This window comes from Blautia pseudococcoides, from assembly GCF_001689125.2.
GTDB classification, from domain to species: Bacteria; Bacillota; Clostridia; order Lachnospirales; family Lachnospiraceae; genus Blautia; species Blautia pseudococcoides.
This window is the reverse complement of record NZ_CP015405.2, coordinates 2,994,802-3,015,353: the sequence shown is the minus strand read 5'-3', so window position 1 is coordinate 3,015,353 and position 20,552 is coordinate 2,994,802. Positions and strand designations below refer to the sequence as shown.

Sequence of the window (20,552 nt, the reverse complement as noted above, 5' to 3'; positions counted from 1 at the left end):
CATATGGCGAAAGCCAAGGCGTGTGAAGCTCGGTGAAGTCGGCTGAGAGCAACCGTAGGATGTGATCAACATCTCGAAAGCTGTCCAGAGGTGGACGGTGTTGCCTATAGGTCGGGGGTCTATAAAATACCTAAGGTTAGAATGTCTCAAAATGGGAGACTGACGAACCTGCGAATGTACGGGTCTATAAGTGGACTGCATAGAAATGTGCAGGCACGTTAATTCGTGGTCAGTAGCGGTCGAGTAAGAATCTGCGATATGAAAGACCGTAATGCGTTACAGGCGCATTTAAGCTGACAGGCTCATAGTGGGAACCTACGGGTATATGCACAGATAGGATTATCGGAACGAGGAAAGGTATCAGGCCTTGTAATTAAGGTAATCTGACGAAAACGGGCACTCATGCCCCACAATAAGCAGACGCACTGATGCTGAAAAGTAGAGGCCGAACCAATGATACTCTTGCAATGAGAGCGGAGGAATGGCCTCAAGTCGTTAGTAAGGCCGTTGAATCATACAATCGTATGAGGATTCGGGTAAGACAAAAAGTGTCGCCCCAGAAATGGAGGTGATGCCTTATGCCAAATGAAAAAGCAAATGTAACCAGTAAACAGCTCTCGGTCGATAGTATAAGACATGCTGAATACTACGGAATGCAGGAAACCTTTGACACACTGTATGCAAGAAGTAAAAACGGGGATGTTTTCGATGACCTGATGAACATAGTACTTAGTAGAGAGAATATCCTGTTGGCATACAGAAATATGAAGTCCAATACCGGAAGTAGAACGGCAGGCACTGACAAACTGAACATTTTCGACATCAGCAGGCTAACCGCTGATGAAGTAGTGGAAAGGGTTAGATTTATACTGACGGGAAGCAAGCACGGATACCGGCCAAGGCCGGTACGAAGAAAAGAAATACCGAAGCCTTATGACCCGACAAAAACCAGACCGCTCGGAATACCGTGTATCTGGGATAGATTGGTACAGCAATGTATCAAACAGGTCATGGAGCCTATCTGCGAAGCAAAATTCAGTGATAACAGCTATGGGTTCCGTCCTAACAGGTCGGTCTGTAGAAAACGCCATTGCGGCAACCTATTACAGGCTGAATATAGGACACCTGAACTATGTAATTGAGTTTGACATCAAAGGGTTCTTCGACAACGTAAATCACAGCAAGCTGATAAAGCAGATATGGTCTTTGGGAATCAGAGATACAAAACTGATAGGGATAGTGAAGCGCATACTGACTGCACCAATCAAGATGCCTGACGGGTCTGTGGTTCGACCCGACAAGGGAACTCCACAAGGCGGCATAATCTCACCATTGCTCGCAAATATAGTCCTGAACGAACTTGACCACTGGATTGACAGCCAATGGCTTGAAAATCCGGTACTCGACAAATACAGCGGAGGATTCAACAAGTCAGGAACCCGTATCAAAAGCACTGGATACAGAGCCATGCGCAGCACGAACCTAAAGGAAATGTATATTGTGCGATATGCTGATGATTTCAGGATTTTCTGTCGAACAAAAGAGGATGCCAAAAGGACAATGATTGCAGTCGCGCAATGGCTGTCTGATAGGCTGAAACTTGAAGTCTCGCCAGAGAAAACAAGGATTGTCAATGTAAAGCACAGACACTCTGATTTTCTGGGGTTCAAAATCAAGCTACACCCAAAAGGCAAGAAATATGTAGTGACTTCACGTATTGCCGACAAACAAAGGCAAAGAAAGAAGCAGAACCTGACTGACCAAGCTAAAAATGTTGCGCACCCAAGAAAAGGCCGTAATGAGTACAGCGAGATTACGCTGTACAACAGCATGGTTATGGGAATGCAGAACTACTACAGCATTGCAACAGATATCATTATGGATTGCAGGGAACTGAATCGGGCTGTCATGACGGTCTTTACGAACAGGTTAAAGGAGCAACGTTCAAGCCGCCTTGTTACGACTGGAAGAGAGCTGACCAGAACGGAGCAACATAGATATGGGAAATCCCAACAGCTACGCTATGTAGCCGGAGTGGACGAACCGATTTATCCGATTGGTTACACTCAATTCCGCACGCCAAGACAGAACAGCAGGAGTATCAACAGTTTTTCAGCAAAAGGCAGAATCGGGTTACACGATAATCTGAAAATCAACACTGACCTAATGCTTACGCTGATGAGAAATCCACCCAAAAACGCAAGCATAGAGTATGCGGACAACCGTATTTCTTTATTTTCAGCGCAATGGGGAAAATGTGCTGTCACTGGCAACGAATTTCAGGGGTTGCAGGATATATATTGCCATCGTATAAACCCGTACCTCAGGTATGGGTGTGACCGATTTGCTAATCTTATCCTGATATGCGAGAACGCCTATAATCTGATTACTGCTATAGACCCGCAAGCCATAAAACAATATCTGCTGATTTGCAATCTGGATGAAAAACAGCTTGAGAAAGTCAATATGCTTCGTCAAAGGTCTGGCCTTGTAACTTTATAAACTTATATAATAACGCTTTTTCAATACGGTAGATTGTCATAGATTCAGAAGTTTTACTAACGATGGAACGCCGTGTGCGGTGAAAGTCGCATGCACGGTGTGGAGTGGGGGAAAATCCGGAGGTGGTAAGTACCAAAGGATTACCTATCACTATAGGGCGAATCGCCGGAGCCGCCGTTTATCTGTTACCTCCTGCCGCAGAGCGGCAACTTCGCCGCGGACGGCATGGTGTATTTCAAGGCAAGCGGCGTGAAGATAGAGCTGTACACCGACACGAAGGATCTGTCGGTGGAAAAGAAACTGGAGGACGCGCTGGATAAGCGGCGCATCTTCTACAACAAGTCGGAGGTCTGGATTGCCAGCGAGAAGCTGTACGAGGTCCTCTACCAGTTTGATATGGAGGTGGTTTACGATGCCGAAGAAGAATAAAGTGAAATTCAACATCTGCAACGTGCATTACGCGCTGCTGACGCTTGGGGCGGACGGGGCGGTGTCCTTTGGCACGCCCGTTGCGATGCCCGGCGCCGTCTCGCTCTCCCTGGACCCCAACGGCGAGCCGAGCAACTTTTACGCCGACGGGTATGCTTATTACACGGTCAGCAACAACATGGGCTATGAGGGCGACCTGGAGCTTGCCATGGTGCCAGAGAGCTTCCGCACGGATGTGCTGAAGGAGGCGCTGGATGAAAATAAAGTGCTTTTGGAGAATGCCAACGCGGAGACGGAGAACTTTGCCCTGCTCTTTGAGTTTGACGGGGATGTGCGGAAGATCCGCCATGTGCTGTACAACTGCTCGGCGGCGCGCCCGACCATTGAGTCCCAGACCAACGAGGACGAGATCGAGGTGCAGACCGAGACGCTGTCCCTCACGGCGGCGCCTTTGGCGAGCGGCTATGTGAAGGCAAAGACCGGGGACGCCACCACGGAGGAGGTCTACCAGAACTGGTACAAGAGCGTGTACCTGCCGGAAGCGGCTGCGGGAGGCAGCGGCACGGATACAGAACCCGGAGGCACAGAAAATGATGGCACGGAAGGGGAGGGATAATCCATCAGCATGAAGCAGAATATCGAGATTGATGGGAAACAGGTGCCTTTTAAGGCATCCGCAGCCATCCCTCGCATTTACCGCATGAAATTCCACCGGGACATTTATAAGGACCTGCGTTCCCTGGAGAAGTCCATCGGTGACGGGGACGAGGAAAGCTCCAACCTGGATTTATTCTCACTGGAGATGTTCGAGAATATCGCTTATGTGATGGCAAAACACGCAACCCGGATATTCCGGACAGCCCGGAGGAATGGCTGGATGAGTTCAACACCTTTTCCATTTACCAGGTGCTACCGAAGCTGATCCAGCTTTGGGGGCTGAACGTGCAGACGGATGTCCAGTCTAAAAAAAACTTCGCCCGACTGACCGGGAAATGACAACGCCGCTGTTCCTGCTGCGCTGCGTACAGCTTGGGCTTTCCATCCGCGACCTTGACCTCCTCACCATAGGCATGGTCAACGATATGTTCGCGGAGAGCAGGAACGACGAATACAAGGGCTATAAAGAAATCGCTACCCAGGAGGATTACGACCGCTTTTAGGCGGCGTCCCCCTGGGTTTTGTTTTGCATTTTAACAGGAAGGGGTGTCCACCGTGGCGAACAGAATCAGGGGTATCACTGTTGAGATCGGCGGGGATACCACCAAGTTACAGACTGCCTTAAAAGGCGTCAATTCTTCCATCCGGGATACGCAGTCACAGCTCCGGGATGTGGAGAAACTCTAGAAATTAGACCCCGGCAATACGGAGCTGCTGGCGCAGAAGCACAGGCTTTTGGGCGAGGCGGTCAGTGATACCAAAGAGAAGCTCGCCACGCTGAAAACAGCGGCTGAGCAGGCAAACGCGGCCCTTGCCAACGGCGAGATCACGCAGGGCCAGTACGATGCCCTCCAGAGGGAAATCATTGAGACCGAGCAGCGCCTCCATGACCTGGAAACACAGGCAAACCAGTCCGCCACGGCTTTGCAGAAGATATCAGCCGTGGGTGAGAAACTACAGTCTGCCGGAGATAAGATTTCCTCTGCCGGGGAAAAACTGCTCCCGGTCACGGCGGGGGTTACGGGTTTGGGTGCGGCGGCTGTCACCACGGCGGCAAACTTTGAATCGTCCATGTCGCAGGTTCAGGCGACCATGGGCATCACAAAGGATTCCATGTCCACGGTAAACGGGGAATCCGTCAATACGATGGACACCCTTTCCGCGCTGGCAAAGAAGATGGGCAGCGAGACGGCTTTTTCCGCAAGCGAGTGTGCGGAGGCGTTAAACTACCTCGCCCTTGCCGGGTATGACACTCAGCAGATGTGCGACACGCTCCCAACCGTCTTGAACCTTGCGGCGGCCGGCGGCATTGACCTTGCGGCCGCATCGGACATGGTGACGGACGCCATGTCCGCTTTGGGCATGGGTGTGGATGAGGCGGGGACGATGGTGGACCAGATGGCAAAGACCGCATCCACCACCAACACATCCGTGGCGCAGCTTGGCGAGGGCATCCTTACCATCGGTGCGACCGCAAAGACCGTGAAGGGCGGCACGGCGGAATTAAATACTGCACTCGGTATCCTCGCCAATAACGGCATCAAGGGCGCAGAGGGCGGCACCCATTTAAGGAACGTCATCCTCTCCCTGCAGAACCCCACCGACAAGGCGGCCGCCTGCATGGAGCAGCTCGGCCTGGATGTTTACGATTCCGAGGGAAATATGCGCTCTCTCAACGACATCCTCGGTGATTTGAACACTTCCATGGATGGCATGACTGCCGCTGAAAAGAGCAACATTATCGGGCAGATTTTCAACAAGACCGACCTGTCCTCCGTGAACGCCCTGCTTGCCAACACAGGGACCACATGGGATGACCTGCAGCAGTCCATCATTGACAGCGGGGGCGCGGCACAGCAGATGGCGGACACACAGCTTGACAACCTGCAGGGGCAGATCACAATTTTGAAGTCAGCCCTGGAAGGGCTGGCGATTTCTTTTGGGGAACTTCTAATGCCTGCCATCAAGACGATTGTCGGGTGGGTACAGCAGTTCGTGGATTGGCTGAACGGCATGGATGAGGGGACGAAGAAAGTCATCACGACCGTGGCTTTATTGGCGGCGGCACTCGGTCCTGTCCTTATCGTTATCGGGAAAGTGGTGTCTGCGGTCGGCACGATCATGACGATTGTTCCGAAAGTGGCGGGTGTAATCAATACAGTCAAGACCGCTTTCGCCGCCTTAAACACCACCATGCTCGCCAATTCAATCTTCCTGATTATTGCGGCGATAACAGCACTGGTGGCGGCGTTTATTTATCTGTGGAACACGAATGAGGATTTCCGGCAGTTCTGGATCAACCTTTGGGAGAATGTGAAAGAGGTTGCCATCGCCGTATGGGAGGCAATCAAGAACTTCTTTACAGCGGCATGGGAGGCCATTTCCTCCACAGCGCAGGCGGTGTGGAACGGGATCAAAGACTTCTTTTCCGGGCTGTGGGAAGGGATTAAAAGCATATTTACCACGGTGGTGGAGGCAATCAAAACTGTCGTAACCACCTATTTTAATATTTACAAAACAATTATTACTACGGTCTTAAATGCGATAAAAACAGTATTCACGACCATTTGGAACGGGATAAAAACTGTGGTCACGACCGTAGTGACGGCGATTCAGACATTCATCACCACGGCATGGAACGCCATCAAAAATACAGTCACCACAGTCTTAAATGCCATAAAGACGGTCATCACAACCGTGTGGAATGCGATAAAGGCTGCGGTCACGGCAGTGGTGAATGGGATTAAGAACACCATTTCCTCGGTATGGAACGGCATAAAATCCACGGTTTCAAATGTAGTAAACAGCATTAAAAATACAATCACCACGGTATTCAATAACATTTGGAGCGGCATCAAAGGAACCATGGGCAAGATTGTATCCTCTATCAAGGAGGGATTCAACCAGGCGATTTCCTTCATTACGAGCCTTCCGTCCAAAGCCCTGCAGTGGGGCAAGGACATGATCATGGGCATCGTAAACGGGATAAAAAGCTGTATTGGTGCAGTCGGTGACGCTGTATCTTCTGTGGCAAACAAGATTAAGTCCTTTCTGCACTTCTCCGTGCCGGACGAGGGACCGCTGACCGATTACGAAAGCTGGATGCCGGACTTCATGAAAGGCTTGGCAAAGGGCATCGAGGACAGCAAGAGCATGGTGGCAAAAGCGGTGAAGGGCGTGGCAGCGGACATGGTATTAAATCCGTCTGCGGCGGTGCAGGAGATTTCCGTATCCGGAAACGGCGGGGAAGGCTCTGCACATGACAGCACGATTACCGGCCCGCTGATCGAAGTAAAAGAAATGAACGTGCGGAGCGAGGAAGATATCCGCAGGATTTCACAGCAGCTTTACCGGCAGCTCCAGCAGGGGCGGCGGGCAAACGGTTATTCGTAAAGGAGGGATGTGTGGATGGGATTTTCCTTTGACGGCATATCATCAAAAAGCATGGGGATTGCAAGCCGGATGACGGAAGAAAACCGGGTGCCGGAACTTAGGAACCGCACTATTTCCATGGCGGGCAGGGACGGCCTGATTGACCTGGGCGCGTCCCTTTCCGAGCGGGTGATTGAGATTTCCTGCTTCATTCCTCCGAAGCGGACGGCGGAGGAGCTTCTGGAATGCAAGGATGAGATTGTAAGCTGGCTGAGTCCCGATAAGGGGCTGTGCGCCCTTGTGCTGGACACAGAGCCGGGGCGGGTGTATTACGCAAGGCTCCAGGAGGTCTGCCGTGCAGGAGCGGTTCAGCTCCCCGGTAAAGGAAAGCGCCGCCGACACCCACACCTCACCGCTGCCCCGGTCGCCGATGACATACTGCGCCTTCCTGCCGTCCGGCTCTATCAAGCAGGCGATAAAGTACCAGCCGTTATTTACAAAGGAAAACGGCGGCGTCACTGATTCATCCAGTATCAGGGAACCTGCGGAATTATAGAGCATAATCCTCGGCTTTCCCCGGATGAGGGAAAGATAGAAAATCGGCTGCCCCGGCCCCTGCCTCGTGTTGAAGATTGGCGTGTAGGTTTGGAATCAAAATTGGATAAGCATGTATTGAATGAAGATGATTTAGAAAATAAAGAGTTGGTTATAAAAAATATACATGTGAGCGTTCAATCTATGCATGCTACTTATAAGGATCATGAGCAGGTTGGAGAGATAGAACTTCCATTTTTGAAATATGAATCTAACGGAACTATTAGGATGTTGAGGATTTTAGCAGCTATTTTTGAGGCTTTGGATGCCGGGAGTACATTGTTTATTGATGAAATTGAAAATGGTTTACATCCCAATTTGGTGAAACTTTTAGTTGGGTTATTCAATTCTGAAGATACTAATCCTTATCACGCTCAGTTGATATGCACCACACATGATACTTTGTTGCTAAATGAGGTGAGAAGAGATCAGATTTGGTTTACTGATAAAAATCAATATGGAGAAACGAGAGTATGTAGGCTAAGTGATTATCCAAATGTAAGAAGTAATGATAATATCGGTGTGAAATATTTACATGGAGTGTTCGGTGCTGTTCCAAACACTCAAGATTTAGAATAAAAAAGAACCAAAGGGCCAACTTTGGTTCTAGAGGTGGATAGCCACCCAATGTAGTAACCATGGGCGAAATGACCATGGCGCAATATAAAATAATCCGATTCCATAATACCATGGTTGCTACAGATTTTCAACAGAAATTTGATATAGGAGGGAAAATAGATGGAAGATTTGTAGGACATGGTAGCTAATGCGCCATATATAAATTAATAAAGTACTTTGGTCATTTCTCCTTTTTAATTATAGATATTTTTTATAAAAATGGAGGAAAAAAGTTGATTTTAAAAAAGAAAAGGATTAATAAGCTGTCTTGTTTAGATTTCATTAATCAGGGCGAGAAAATTGTTGTAGCATTACGTGATGCGATGAGATTTAAGGATATTTTGGTGAAATTAGGATTCTCTGATGAGCTAAATGAGGGAGAAAGAATATTGCCATTGTCAATGAACCCATCAACAACAAGGAATGCTGAGAAATTTTATGTTATAGACAAAACGAAACCTAAAGAAACATATTCACAGACCTTATGGTGGACACGCCATGAATGGGCAGGAAGAGGAGAAACGAAAGAAGTTACAGATTATGTCAGCATTCCGCGTAAAAGATTTCCTCGTACAGAGTATGCCCCATATAGTGTAGAACTGATTTTAAAATATGATGATTACGGTCAGTTAATGGTAATCACTGATCCAATTATGTTTCGTAAAAGTGATGAGAAACTTATACTAAATACGATTAATATTTTCTTGATAAGTTTTCAAGAATGTGAGGTTCTTACTGATAACCTGGAAAAATTATTGCCTATCCAGGTTGTACGGTTAAATTGGGAAGTTTTACCTAAAGGTGAGTATCCTTGGAGCAAAATGCGCGATAACCTTGAAAGAATGTCGGTGAGAAAAGGAAAGACAGCAAGACAGATGATGATGGATAAATGCGAATACATAAATTCGTTTCATCCAGATTTTAGAGCTTATGGTAAGTCTGGTTTCAGTGGATATGTAATTTTTGGTTTTCAGGATCGGAATCTATATGTTCTTGAAAGTGTCTATCCTAATAATGCCACATATGTATTTGGAACTGACTGGGAAGAACTGTCGAAGTTATCAAAGGCTGAAATTTTGAACGACAATCTTCAGAATGCTAGGTTGATTCATCATGACAACTGGCAAAAAGAAATTACTGAATTATTGGAGGCATAGTAACTATGGGAAAGAATCAGCATGTAACGCCACATAAAGATGGTGGATGGCAGGTTAAAGGTGAAAATAATTTACGGGCAACAGTTAGGACGAGTACACAGGCGGAAGCTATTGAAAGAGCCAGAGAAATTGCACGTAGGCAAGAATCGGAACTTTTTATTCATGGAAAGAATGGAAGAATACGTGAAAGAGATTCGTATGGTAATGATCCATATCCGCCAAAAGGGTAAAGGTTATTAAAGGATTTGCAGTAATTTAATACAAGAGAATTAAGATGTGTGGGATAAAGCCTCGCAGATAGATAAATCAAGGTGAGTGTTTTATCCCGTTCTTTTTACAGTAATACACTATAAAATGAATAGTAAATTACGGAGGACAAAGGAATGCTGCTCAGAATAAAAAATAATGCAAAATACATATTTACATGTTTTACAGCTATTTCTTCCATTGTGTTTGGGTTGCTTTCTATCCTTCAAATGTTTGTAAACTGGGATATATTTGGTATGAAGAATGATGATACAAAATGTAAAATAGCCATTTTCTGCTTTATTCTTGTAAGCTGTATGGTATTCGCCCTAATACAGTTTATCTTTTTTTCAAACAGTAAGTCTATTTTTTTGAAGGATGAAGTTGAAATTTTGGTTAAATATGGTGATTTGCTAAAAATTGCTTTCCCTAAAAAGAGTAAGGGGGATAAAATAGTTGTAATTGCTGTAAATAGATGCTTTGATACTGTAATTAACCAAGACATCATTAAAGCTGATTCGATGCATGGGCAGTTTCTAAAGTTATTTGTGGCTGATAATCTTGCAAGACAGCGTTTAGATAATGCGATAGATGCTTCATTACAGGAGTTTGGGACGCCTTATGAAACTTTGAATCGCTCTGATAAAAGATACGGAAAATTAAAGAGATATCCTCTTGGATCAGTAGCAAGAATTGATGGTGAAAATGGAATTACCTTTTTTCTATTGGCCCTAACAAAATTTGATTTGGACTGTGTTGCACATTGTAATAAGCATGAATATGTTGAATGTTTACTTAGGCTTTTTGAATATTATGATGCACATGGGCAAGGGCGAGACATATATTTGTATCCAATGGGAACAAAGATGGCACGAACAGGTCTTAGCAAAAAAGAAGCATTGGAAACAACAGTTACTTTGACAAAAATTTCCAAAGAACATTTAAGAGCTAAAACAACCATAGTTGTTGACAGAAGAAATAAAAATGATTATCCATAATGGATTTATGAGGAGGAGTTTAAAATGGCATACAGAAATGGTACATATGTTGCTTTTGATGGACAAGGAACGACTGACCCAACACAGAGTAATTTGAAATATTTGGGATTATTGCGTAGTTGGAATAATAGTAAAAATTATGAGCTTACGTTTAGTGATAGTCATTTAAAAACATATCGTGTACTTGATACAAGTCAAAGGCGTACTCTTGAAAATCGATTGATGGAAAGGCTGCGTAATTCAAAAAATATGTTGTTGATTTTATCCCAAAATACAAATTACGATAGGGGAATGCTAAATTTTGAGATAGAAAAGGCTGTTGATGTATATAAACTGCCTATTATTGTAGCATATACAGGGTGTGATTATTTATTGGATGCAAGGAAATATAGCAATCGTTGGCCCAAGGCACTTGAAGAACGGATTGATAATGGTTCTCTTTTAGCCATCCATATTTCTTTCAAAGAAAAAGCAATAATGAATGCTATCGATCAATTCTCAATTCATAGTTCCGAAGATAACAGATTGACAAGTGCGTTATGTACCTATGTTGAGGATGCATATCGTTCATGGAACTATTTATAAAATAACAGATGATCAATCAGTTTTAATAGTACTAAGTCCATACACTATTAACTAAAAAATGTGGATAGTGACAAGCCTGCAGAGCATAGTTTGTTCTGTGGGCTGTTTTTTTATTTTCATACCCCCTCAAAACGGCTCCCAAATCTCCGTATAGTGAGGAGGTGCTGACAGTGACAGATGAACAGAAAGAAAAAATCATCCGTTTCCGCAGCATGGGGCGCGGCTATGCAGCCATAGGGAAGGAGCTTGGCATTTCCAAGGATACCGTCAAGAGCTTCTGCCGCAGGAACAGCCTCACCTCTGCGGACATCCTGGTACAAGATGATAAAGACAGATGCCGCGAATGCGGCGTGGAGATAAAGCAGCGGCCAAAGATGAAAAAGCAGGTGTTCTGCTGTAAAGCCTGCAGGGAAAAATGGTGGACGGAACACCCGGAGCGGATCAAACAGAAAGCGGTCTATGAATTTACTTGCGCCCAATGTGGGAAGGCGTTCACGGCTTATGGGAATAAGAACCGCAAATACTGCTCCCATGAATGCTACATAGTCGGCCGGTTCGGAGGTGGCGGAAATGGATGAGAAAGAGTTTGAAGCGGAAAAGCTGTACTATATTTCCATATCTATTGCCAAATCCATGCTCCAGAAAGGCATTATCGACGAGGAAGTATTAGCCATAATTGATACAAAACTCCTGGAAAAATACCGCCCAATTTCGGGTACATTACTGGCCGGAAAACCCTTGATATAAAGCCGGTTCAGAGTGATATATGGTAGTGGAAGGAAGTGATAAAATGGCTAAAGTAAGCAGGATAGAGCCGAAAATCCTGGCTCTGAAAAAACGGCGGAGGGTGGCGGCTTATGCCCGCGTATCCATGGAGACAGACCGCCTTGCCCATTCCCTTTCCGCGCAGGTGAGCTATTACAATGACCTGATCCAGTCAAACCCTGAGTGGGAGTTTGCCGGGGTGTACGCAGATTTCGGGATCAGCGGCACCGGGACGGCCAAGCGGGAAGAATTCAACCGCCTTATCGCAGACTGCGAGGCGGGGAAGATTGACATTGTGCTGACCAAGAGCATATCGAGGTTTGCGAGGAATACGGTTGACCTGCTCTCCACGGTCAGGCATCTGAAGGAGATCGGCGTGGAGGTGCGGTTTGAAAAGGAGAATATCCACTCCTTTTCCGGCGATGGGGAACTGATGCTTTCCATCCTTGCGTCCTTTGCACAGGAAGAGGTGCGGTCGCTTTCGGAAAACTCCAAGTGGGGAATCCGGAAGACCTACCAGAACGGAACAGACGGCGTAAGGAACAAGAAAGTCTTTGGCTACCGCTATGACGGCGAAAAGTATGTGGTAAAAGAGGACGAGGCAGAGGCTGTGAAATTTATTTTTGAACAGACCGCCGCTGGGGTTTCGGCATCGGAAATCCTGGCAGAATTGAAAAAGCGCAGGGTGAAGTCCTGGCGGGGATATGATTTCACCTACAGCCATCTGAATGGCATCTTAAAAAACGAAATCTACATTGGTGACAGGCGGCTGCAGAAATGCTATGAGGAGGACCCCATCAAACACAATAAAATAAAGAACCGGGGCGAGCTTCCGCAGTATTACATTTCCGGATGCCATGAGCCGGTCATTGACAAGGGGACATTCGCAAAGGTTCAGGAAATCCTGAAAGAAAGGGCGGAGGCAGTGCCGGTCTATCCCTTTACCGGAAGAATCCGGTGCGGGGTGTGCGGCCGCGCATTTACGAGGAAAAAGGGGAAGGTGCGGGGAAAGGTTTATGTCCACTGGATATGCAGGGGCAAGAAAGAAACCGGAACGACCTGCTCCAGCGTGAACTTCGGGGAAGAGGAACTGGAAGCGGCTGCGGCGCAGGCCCTTGGGCTGGATGCCTTTGACGGAGAAAGGTTCGGGGAGATGGTCAGGGAAGTTACCGTCTTACCAAACGGAAACCTGCAGCTCCGGCTTTCCGATGGCGGTGCAAAGGTCTGGAAGAACCTGCGGCTGCACCAGGCACGGCATGAGGTGACGGTCACGGACTGTTTCCAAGGGAAGATACGGTGTGCCATCTGCGGGAATACATACCACAGAGTCAACGCCGGCGGGAAATGGGTGTACTGGTACTGCATCGGCAAAAAGCGGGATCATGTGGAATGCCATGCCGTAAATTATGCGGATTTCAAGCTGCGGCGCATTTCCGCAAGCATCCTCGGTTTAGAGGAATTTGACGAAGATGAGTTTGAAAGAAAAATAAAGGAAATCCTTGTGCTGGAAAACGGCAGCATGGAATTCCGGTTCCATGAAGGGAGGACGGAAACATGGGAAAGAATGTGATGACGATACCGGCCACACGGAACCGCTTCACGGCGGACCCCATCAGCAGCCGGAAAAAGCGGCGCGTGGCAGGATACGCCCGTGTCAGCACCGACATGGAAGACCAGCAGACCAGCTACGCCGCGCAGTGCGATTATTATACGTCCTACATACAGAGCCGGGAGGATTGGGAATTCGTCGGGCTGTATTCGGATGAAGGCATCAGCGCAACTTCCACGCGGCACCGCGAGGGATTCAACAAAATGGTGGAGGATGCCCTGGAGGGGAAGATTGACCTCATCATCACAAAGAGCGTGTCACGGTTCGCGAGGAACACGGTGGACAGCCTTTCCACCATCCGGAAGCTGAAGGACAACGGCACGGAGTGTTATTTTGAAAAGGAGGCAATAGACACCTTGGATGCCAAAGGAGAAGTGTTGTTGACAATCCTGTCTTCTCTGGCACAGGACGAGAGCCGGAATATTTCAGAGAACAGCACATGGGGTATCCGCAAGAGGTTTGAAATCGGGCAGCATAAGATGAGCACCAAGCGATTCCTTGGTTATGATGCGGATGAGAATGGAAAACTGGTTGTGAATAAACAGCAGGCAAAGATTGTGAAACGGATTTTTATGGAGTTCCTGTGGGGAAAGACCACCGATTATATGAAGCGGATTTTTGAAAGGGAAGGTGTGATAAATTGGGATGGCGGGACGAAATGGCAGTCCACGACCATTGGCAGTATGCTGGAGAATGAAAAGTATAAAGGGGACACGCTCTTGCAGAAAAGTTACACAGTGGATTTCCTGACGAAGAAGCGGGTACAAAATGAAGGGGAAATCCAGCAGTATTATATTGAGGATGACCATGAGGCGATTATAGAGCCTTGGATTTGGGAATGTGTGCAGTTGGAGATGAAGCGGAGGGAACGGTATCTGGAGGAGCATAATATTACACGGTTTTCCCAGAATACGGAGGTGAATCCATTTTCAAGCAAGATTATCTGTGGGGAGTGCAACAGGGCTTTTGCGAGGAAGGGGTGGCGGACACCGAGTGGAGACTGGAAAGTGTGGCAGTGCAGTGAGCAGTATAAGGTGAAAGGTGTGCGGGGATGTGGGAATCGACACATTTATGAGGATACGCTGATTCAGATTTACCTGATGGCGTGGAACAGGCTGTTAGAGTGTAGGGAGATGCTGCTGCCGGAGTGGGAGGAGAAGATACAGAGCGAGGATTTGCTGACGAAGTTCCGGGTGATGGATTTTATGGAAATTACCAAGGATGCACAGCAAATAAAGGAGCTGGATATTGATTTGATGCTTCGGACGTTGGATCATATCAAGGTGTATGAGAGCGGGACGATAGTGACGGTGTTTCTGGATGGAACGGAGATTGAGTATAATGCTAATAATAGATAGTGCAATTATTGATGGGAAATACGAAAAGTCCGGTATCGCAGGATTGCAAAAGCAAGAGTAAAGCATTAAATTGGCAGGATATGTATTTACAAACTCACTAAAGAGATGTATAATATTAGCTAGTTTGTAAAAAAGAGGGCTAGCAGATGGATTATACAAAAATGCTTAAAAAATTAGTCGCTGATAATGATGGTATTATATCAACAAAAATGGTAACAGAGCTTGGAATTCCTAGAACATATCTTTCGGAACTTATTAAAAAAGGAATGTTGGAACGGTATAAGCGAGGGATATATATATCAACTCAAAGTAACGATGATAAAATGTATTGTTTTCAGATGAGATTTTCACAAGCGACATTCTCTCATGAGTCAGCATTATTTTTACATCAATATATCGAAAAAATGCCTGAGCAACCAATTGTGACAGTGAAAACGGGAACAAACACTAAAAATCTAGTGAATAATGGAGCTAGAGTGCATTCTATACGTCAAGACTTATATACTCTTGGAGAAACGGAAATAAAAACCCGTTATGGTAGAAATGTAAGAACATATAATATTGAACGTAGTATTTGTGATGTCATTCGTAACAGAAGTAGAGTTGATAGTGAGATTATTGTGAGCACGGTGAAAAAATATAACGATAGTCCTGAAAAAGATTTTTCCAGACTTATTACTTATGCAGAAGAGTTAAAGGTTGCTAAAATTTTGAATAATTATCTTGAGTTTTTGCAATGAGATTTAATGCCAAGAAAAATTTGTAAAGGGGCTAACTGAATTATGCAGTCAGAAATTTATAATATCATTTCTGCTTTGGCAGGAGATGTAAACACTAAAATACCTGAGACATTTGAAAAAAAATATTATAAGAAAATGTCTTATTCAAATGAAAATAAAGTAACAGAACTTGATAAAAAGATATTATATGAGACTATTAGCTTTGAAGTTGCATTTGTCCATGTGATAATATTTATATTTAATAGATGCTTTAACATAGAAAGTACAAATTATCTTATTTTGTTAGAGCGATTAGATGTAGATCAACTATATTCTTGGTATAGTATGACAGAAAAATTTGTTACTGATAATTTTGATGAGATTGATGTGCATGAGTTTTCAGATACTTGTGAATTAATTAATCAACATGATACATTTATTAATAAAGATATCAAAAAAAAGCTAGGTCAATTTTATACACCAATTAATATTGTACAAAGAATGGTTTGTGAAATGAAAAAAAATTTGCGGTGTTTGACTAATACCGATTTTATTATAGATCCTGCATGTGGAACAGGTGTTTTTGTGATAGAAATAATCAAAGAATTAAAAAAGATTTTCCAGCAATCTGTAGTAATTGAGTATGTTAAAAAAAATATATTTGGTTATGATGTTAATCCTTTTGCAGTTATTGCTACAAAAATAAACATAGCATATATTTTGTTAAAAGAGTTACCTGAAGAGAAAGTAAGAATTTTAGATTATATTGTGAATGCAGATAATGTTTTCAATAACATACAATGGAAAAATACAATAGTGGAGCCAGACAACAATGTCTATTCAATTATTCTGGGAAATCCTCCATATTTCAAACTAAATAGTAAATTAATCAGAAATATTAGTGGGTATAATGAAATCTTATATGGTCAGCCAAACATGTATTCTTTTTTTATGTATTGGGGGATGAAACATTTAAAAATAGATGGTGTAATGTGTTTTATTATACCGCAATCTATAAGATCTGGTCTTTACTTTAAAAATCTTAGATCCAAAATAAAAGATTTAAGAATAAGAGCTTTAATCCATATTGATTCTAGACAAAATGTATTTGATCGAGCCGAGCAAGCGGTACTAATTATTTGTTTGGAAAATAAACCAGTTGCAAACAGCAAAACCAAGATTCAGTTTTATGATGGAAATGGAACGATTAATGCAGAGTTTAAAATATCTAGATCCAAATTAATGCTGGATGAACAAAATAATCATATATTTATAATTAATAAGAAAATTGAAATGTATAGTATTCTAGATAAAATATTTACAAATTGCTTACCATTGGATAGTGGGGAAACAAAATTAAAGTTTTGTAATGGACTTTTCGTTTGGAATCAACATAAAGAAGATATTGTGGACGAGGAATTAACAGCAATACCTATTATCTATGGGGGGAATATACAACCATTAACGTTTGACTTTTCTGCATGCTCCACAAATGAAGAAAGAAAACAATACGCTTTGATAACGCAAAAAACAAAATCGTATGTATTAAAAGGCAAAAGATTATTAATTCAACGAACTACAAATTTTGAAAAAGATATTCGATTAAAATCATGTATAATATCGGATGAGTTTTTGGAAAGGTATGAAAGCTATTTTTTAGAGAATCATGTGAATTTTCTATGTAGCAGTGAAGGGAAAGATGAACTCCTAAGTATAGAAAAAATGTATTACTATTTAGGAATGTTCAATTCAAGGTTAGTAAATTATATTTTCACGAGTAAAAGTGGTAATACTCAGGTATCAGCCAATGAACTTAATGCACTTCCTTTTCCCCAAAGTGGTGTTCAAACGATTTCTCAATTTGTATCTAACTATATAAGTAAATTGCAAGAATATCAAAATGAATTAGATGTGCTCGTTTGTAAAGCATATGGATTATCTGAGGATGAAACTAACTTTATTATAAATTATTGAGGTGAGATGGATGAAAAAATTAAGATTTAGGACAAATTCACGACATATTAGCCAGTTAGGAAGAGAGTTGGTTACTGATTTTGTTACTGCTTTGGTCGAATTAATTAAAAATTCCTATGATGCAGATGCATACGGTGTGAAGATTATTTTAGATAAACCTAATACACCTGAAAGTAAAATAATTCTTATTGATACTGGTTCTGGTATGACGCAAGAAGATTTTGAGAATAGATGGATGGTAATAGGAACTAATAACAAAGTAACAGAACCATTTTCGGCTAAAGGAAGAAAGAAAGCTGGAAAAAAGGGTATTGGGAGATTTTCAGTAGAAAGAATTGCCGAAAAAGTAAGTGTCTATTCTTTTACTGATACAGAGCAGCCATATAAGGTGAAAATCAACTGGAATAGTTTTGAAGATATAAATATTGGGGCTTTAAATCAACGAATTAATATCTTGAGAGATCATGAAGATTCTGCTGCTGCGAAGTACATTAGTGGTCAACTGGAATACTTCTTTTTAACAGACAAAGTAGATATTACAGATAAAAATTTAGTTGCAACAATTATGGGGAGGAATACATTTGATTATCCTGTTTTTTATAATATAAATATACTTGATGAACTTGAAGAAGAGATTATTCCAATCTTAGAAAAATATGAAAATATCGAGCAGTTAGTCGAGGATGTCGAAAGTTCCTTAGAAACATTAGATGCCCATAATGATGCTATGGCGTTTTCAATGATAGATAAACTATATCAAAAATATGAATTACCTGAACCACATACAGGTATGATTTTAGTAATGGAAGGACTTAGAGATGAATGGAAACAAAAAGATGTTGATAAATTACAAAAAGAGTTAAGACTTCTTGTTGCCCCGGACTTAATTGAGCAAGACCCCTTTAAAATAGAACTTATTGCTCCGGATTTTAGAATAGAGGATATCGTTTTAGTAAATGAAATTCTTGATTTAAGGTATGCAAAGGTTGATGCGAAAATTTATGATAATGCGAAAAAAATATACATATCATATAAAGATAAAGAAGGGAAAAAAGATTTTATAGAAGAAGAATACGAACAGCCTCTTTTGTGTGGTGATGTTTGTGCGGAAATATACTTCTTTCTTAGAGATTCCAGTAACCTTACAAGTGCGGGATATAATTTTAGATTTGCTCAAAAAATGTTAGATACTTATTGTGGAATTAAAATCTATCGTGATAATTTTCGAGTTAAACCTTTTGGTGATATTGGAAATGATTGGCTATTTTTAGATCAAAAGAAAGTTAAAGATACACATGGGTATTTGGTGGGTAATAATCAGGTGATTGGTGTTGTAAGAATTGGTGATGTTACTAATCCACTACTTGTTGATGCAACCAATAGAGAGGGAATTATTGAAAATGAAGCATATGAACAACTAATAGGCTTTTTAACTAAATGCACTAATTTGATTAGTGATGTCAGACGAAAAGCATATTTAGATGAACAGGAAAACATAAAAAAGTTAGCAGCGGAAAAAGAGAAAATAGATGCTCAATTTGACAATGTAAAAAAGCAATATCTAGACAATCCATTTATCAAACAAATTGAGGAAGTTACGCAAATTGTTGATTATAAGGCGATGCCTAAAAAATTGCAACAATTAGCTAAGGCATTTATTGAAGATTCTGAAAAGAAAAAGGAAGATATACAAAAACTGCAAAATGATTACAATCAGCATTATAGTGATACAAAAAGAATTTATCAGGAGAAAATCAACTTTCAAGAAAGTGAGCTAAATCTATATAAAAATTTAGCTTCGCTCGGAATGCTAACTGGATCATTCGGGCATGAAACAAGCGACATTGTGAGTCGTATCCAAACAAGTTTACATTTAATAAATGTATATTTAGATAAAGATGCCAATAGAAATCAGATTAAGGATGTATTAAAAATTGTTAGTAGTGATTTTGGTAGAATATATGCATATAGTAACTTGATTATTAATTTTTTGAGGAAGCGGAAACGCGAAGCATCAGTTGACATAGAATTTGGAGACGTATTAGATGAAGTAAGCGGATTTTACAGAGCGATTGTAAATTCATTTGATATTTCCTTGGATGCAAAATGTAGTCAGAAAATTGTTTATACAATGAAACAAATTGATTTAGAGTCAATTATTATTAATATGATTACTAATGCCTTTGAACAAGTAAAGGGCAAGCAAATCCGTCAAATTAAAATTTACATTGAGCAGAGTTTATCTCATATTATACTAAGCTTTGAAGATTCTGGAAATGGAGTTCCAGAGGAGAAAGAAAAGGATATATTCAGGCCATTTGAAACAACTAAGGAAGAAGGTATTGGTTTAGGATTGAATATTGTTAAAGATATTGTGGAAAACTATGGGGGAGAAATAAAAGTGGAGCGCTCAGAAACTCTGCATGGTGCCAAATTTGTCATATTATTGCCTAAAGGAGATAATGAAGAATGAGTGAATTAAAAGGTTTATTTATAGAAGATGAGGTAGCAAATATAGATATTTACACAAAATTATTTGCATTAGAAGGCTTATACCTTGAATGTATTAATGAATTGCCAGCAACATTAGAAGGTTTTTATGATATTGTCTTGGAAAGAGATGTTGATTTTTTGATTATTGATTATCATTTGGATAAGCAAGTTACTTATAAGGGGATTGATGTTTTGAGAGAAATAAGAAAATATGATAGTACAATATATGCTGTACTATTAACTAATTATCAACTTGAAGATTTTGCTGACCAATTTGGTGATTATGACTACGAATTAAAAAAGGATGCAATTGTTGAGCGTTATGTGGATGTAGCCGAAAAAATTAAAAGAGCTTGTGAGTTGCGAAAAGAGAATATGATATATAAAGGAATTGTGCAACAAGAGGAGGAAGAATCGGATACTATAAAATTACTAAAAGAAATCAGTTCAAAACTAGATTCTAAAGAATGATTGAG

At 42.3% G+C, this 20,552-nt stretch carries 16 protein-coding genes and 4 pseudogenes; all 20 read left to right on the top strand.

Translation table 11 applies throughout. From position 1 onward, the window contains the following. The first annotated feature begins 578 nt into the window (after positions 1–578). The 20 genes and pseudogenes from ltrA (at position 579) to A4V09_RS14305 (ending at position 20,547) form a co-directional block, all read left to right on the top strand. Positions 579–2,502, top strand: a pseudogene (gene ltrA / locus A4V09_RS14395) (group II intron reverse transcriptase/maturase). Positions 2,503–2,658: 156 nt separating this feature from the next. Beyond that, positions 2,659–2,931 (top strand): annotated as a pseudogene (locus A4V09_RS14390) (hypothetical protein); the annotation flags it as partial. Continuing rightward, the gene (locus tag A4V09_RS14385) at positions 2,915–3,547 is read left to right on the top strand and encodes a major tail protein (protein WP_065542966.1); all 633 of its coding nucleotides are present in this window, start codon (positions 2,915–2,917) and stop codon (positions 3,545–3,547) included. The pseudogene A4V09_RS14390 and the gene A4V09_RS14385, both read left to right, overlap by 17 nt. Before the next feature lie 3 nt (positions 3,548–3,550). Continuing rightward, positions 3,551–3,927: pseudogene (locus tag A4V09_RS14380) on the top strand (hypothetical protein). Continuing rightward, the gene (locus A4V09_RS24955) at positions 3,924–4,091 is read left to right on the top strand and encodes a hypothetical protein (RefSeq protein ID WP_198168543.1); all 168 of its coding nucleotides are present in this window, start codon (positions 3,924–3,926) and stop codon (positions 4,089–4,091) included. Before A4V09_RS14380 ends, A4V09_RS24955 begins: the two are co-directional and overlap by 4 nt. Positions 4,092–4,143: 52 nt before the next feature. Next, positions 4,144–6,981: pseudogene (locus tag A4V09_RS14375) on the top strand (phage tail tape measure protein). Between the two features lie 15 nt (positions 6,982–6,996). Next, positions 6,997–7,482: a phage tail domain-containing protein gene (locus A4V09_RS26080; RefSeq protein ID WP_330396424.1), complete on the top strand. Its 486-nt coding sequence runs from the start codon at positions 6,997–6,999 to the stop codon at positions 7,480–7,482. Between the two features lie 150 nt (positions 7,483–7,632). Beyond that, positions 7,633–8,133, top strand: coding sequence for an AAA family ATPase (locus tag A4V09_RS14360; protein ID WP_065542965.1), 501 nt, complete (start codon positions 7,633–7,635; stop codon positions 8,131–8,133). 272 nt (positions 8,134–8,405) lie between these two features. Continuing rightward, entirely contained in the window at positions 8,406–9,329 is a 924-nt protein-coding gene (locus tag A4V09_RS14355) for a hypothetical protein (RefSeq protein WP_065542964.1), read from the top strand. 5 nt (positions 9,330–9,334) lie between these two features. Beyond that, positions 9,335–9,559, top strand: coding sequence for a DUF2188 domain-containing protein (locus A4V09_RS14350; RefSeq protein ID WP_065542963.1), 225 nt, complete (start codon positions 9,335–9,337; stop codon positions 9,557–9,559). A gap of 153 nt (positions 9,560–9,712) precedes the next feature. Next, positions 9,713–10,573, top strand: a complete 861-nt coding sequence (locus A4V09_RS14345; RefSeq protein WP_065542962.1) for a macro domain-containing protein — start codon at positions 9,713–9,715, stop codon at positions 10,571–10,573. Between the two features lie 24 nt (positions 10,574–10,597). Next, on the top strand, positions 10,598–11,158 hold the full coding sequence (locus tag A4V09_RS14340) for a TIR domain-containing protein (protein WP_065542961.1): 561 nt from the start codon (positions 10,598–10,600) through the stop codon (positions 11,156–11,158). Between the two features lie 170 nt (positions 11,159–11,328). Next, positions 11,329–11,736: an RNA polymerase subunit sigma-70 gene (locus A4V09_RS14335; protein WP_065542960.1), complete on the top strand. Its 408-nt coding sequence runs from the start codon at positions 11,329–11,331 to the stop codon at positions 11,734–11,736. Continuing rightward, entirely contained in the window at positions 11,729–11,905 is a 177-nt protein-coding gene (locus A4V09_RS24950) for an SHOCT domain-containing protein (RefSeq protein ID WP_198168542.1), read from the top strand. Before A4V09_RS14335 ends, A4V09_RS24950 begins: the two co-directional genes overlap by 8 nt. Positions 11,906–11,948: 43 nt before the next feature. Continuing rightward, entirely contained in the window at positions 11,949–13,493 is a 1,545-nt protein-coding gene (locus A4V09_RS14330; protein ID WP_065542959.1) for a recombinase family protein, read from the top strand. Beyond that, complete coding sequence (locus tag A4V09_RS14325) at positions 13,478–14,890, top strand: recombinase family protein (protein WP_084043602.1); 1,413 nt, start codon at positions 13,478–13,480, stop codon at positions 14,888–14,890. The genes A4V09_RS14330 and A4V09_RS14325 overlap by 16 nt, the downstream gene beginning before the upstream one ends. 146 nt (positions 14,891–15,036) lie before the next feature. After that, positions 15,037–15,630, top strand: coding sequence for a type IV toxin-antitoxin system AbiEi family antitoxin domain-containing protein (locus A4V09_RS14320; RefSeq protein WP_065542958.1), 594 nt, complete (start codon positions 15,037–15,039; stop codon positions 15,628–15,630). A 42-nt stretch (positions 15,631–15,672) separates the two neighbouring features. Further along, on the top strand, positions 15,673–17,583 hold the full coding sequence (locus tag A4V09_RS14315; RefSeq protein ID WP_065542957.1) for an HsdM family class I SAM-dependent methyltransferase: 1,911 nt from the start codon (positions 15,673–15,675) through the stop codon (positions 17,581–17,583). A 10-nt stretch (positions 17,584–17,593) separates the two neighbouring features. Then, positions 17,594–20,056: a sensor histidine kinase gene (locus tag A4V09_RS14310; RefSeq protein WP_065542956.1), complete on the top strand. Its 2,463-nt coding sequence runs from the start codon at positions 17,594–17,596 to the stop codon at positions 20,054–20,056. Continuing rightward, positions 20,053–20,547 (top strand): LM5578_1851 family response regulator, encoded by a 495-nt coding sequence (locus A4V09_RS14305; RefSeq protein WP_065542955.1) that lies wholly within the window; start codon positions 20,053–20,055, stop codon positions 20,545–20,547. The genes A4V09_RS14310 and A4V09_RS14305 overlap by 4 nt, the downstream gene beginning before the upstream one ends. Positions 20,548–20,552 lie beyond the last annotated feature (5 nt).

Coding starts and splice junctions, on each gene's coding strand:
- A4V09_RS14350 (WP_065542963.1), top strand. CDS start 9,335: ATGGGAAAGAATCAGCATGTAACGCCACATAAAGATGGTGGATGGCAG.
- A4V09_RS24950 (WP_198168542.1), top strand. CDS start 11,729: ATGGATGAGAAAGAGTTTGAAGCGGAAAAGCTGTACTATATTTCCATA.
- A4V09_RS14385 (WP_065542966.1), top strand. CDS start 2,915: ATGCCGAAGAAGAATAAAGTGAAATTCAACATCTGCAACGTGCATTAC.
- A4V09_RS14305 (WP_065542955.1), top strand. CDS start 20,053: ATGAGTGAATTAAAAGGTTTATTTATAGAAGATGAGGTAGCAAATATA.
- A4V09_RS14310 (WP_065542956.1), top strand. CDS start 17,594: ATGAAAAAATTAAGATTTAGGACAAATTCACGACATATTAGCCAGTTA.
- A4V09_RS14325 (WP_084043602.1), top strand. CDS start 13,478: ATGGGAAAGAATGTGATGACGATACCGGCCACACGGAACCGCTTCACG.
- A4V09_RS14340 (WP_065542961.1), top strand. CDS start 10,598: ATGGCATACAGAAATGGTACATATGTTGCTTTTGATGGACAAGGAACG.
- A4V09_RS14320 (WP_065542958.1), top strand. CDS start 15,037: ATGGATTATACAAAAATGCTTAAAAAATTAGTCGCTGATAATGATGGT.
- A4V09_RS14345 (WP_065542962.1), top strand. CDS start 9,713: ATGCTGCTCAGAATAAAAAATAATGCAAAATACATATTTACATGTTTT.
- A4V09_RS14315 (WP_065542957.1), top strand. CDS start 15,673: ATGCAGTCAGAAATTTATAATATCATTTCTGCTTTGGCAGGAGATGTA.
- A4V09_RS14330 (WP_065542959.1), top strand. CDS start 11,949: ATGGCTAAAGTAAGCAGGATAGAGCCGAAAATCCTGGCTCTGAAAAAA.
- A4V09_RS26080 (WP_330396424.1), top strand. CDS start 6,997: ATGGGATTTTCCTTTGACGGCATATCATCAAAAAGCATGGGGATTGCA.
- A4V09_RS24955 (WP_198168543.1), top strand. CDS start 3,924: ATGACAACGCCGCTGTTCCTGCTGCGCTGCGTACAGCTTGGGCTTTCC.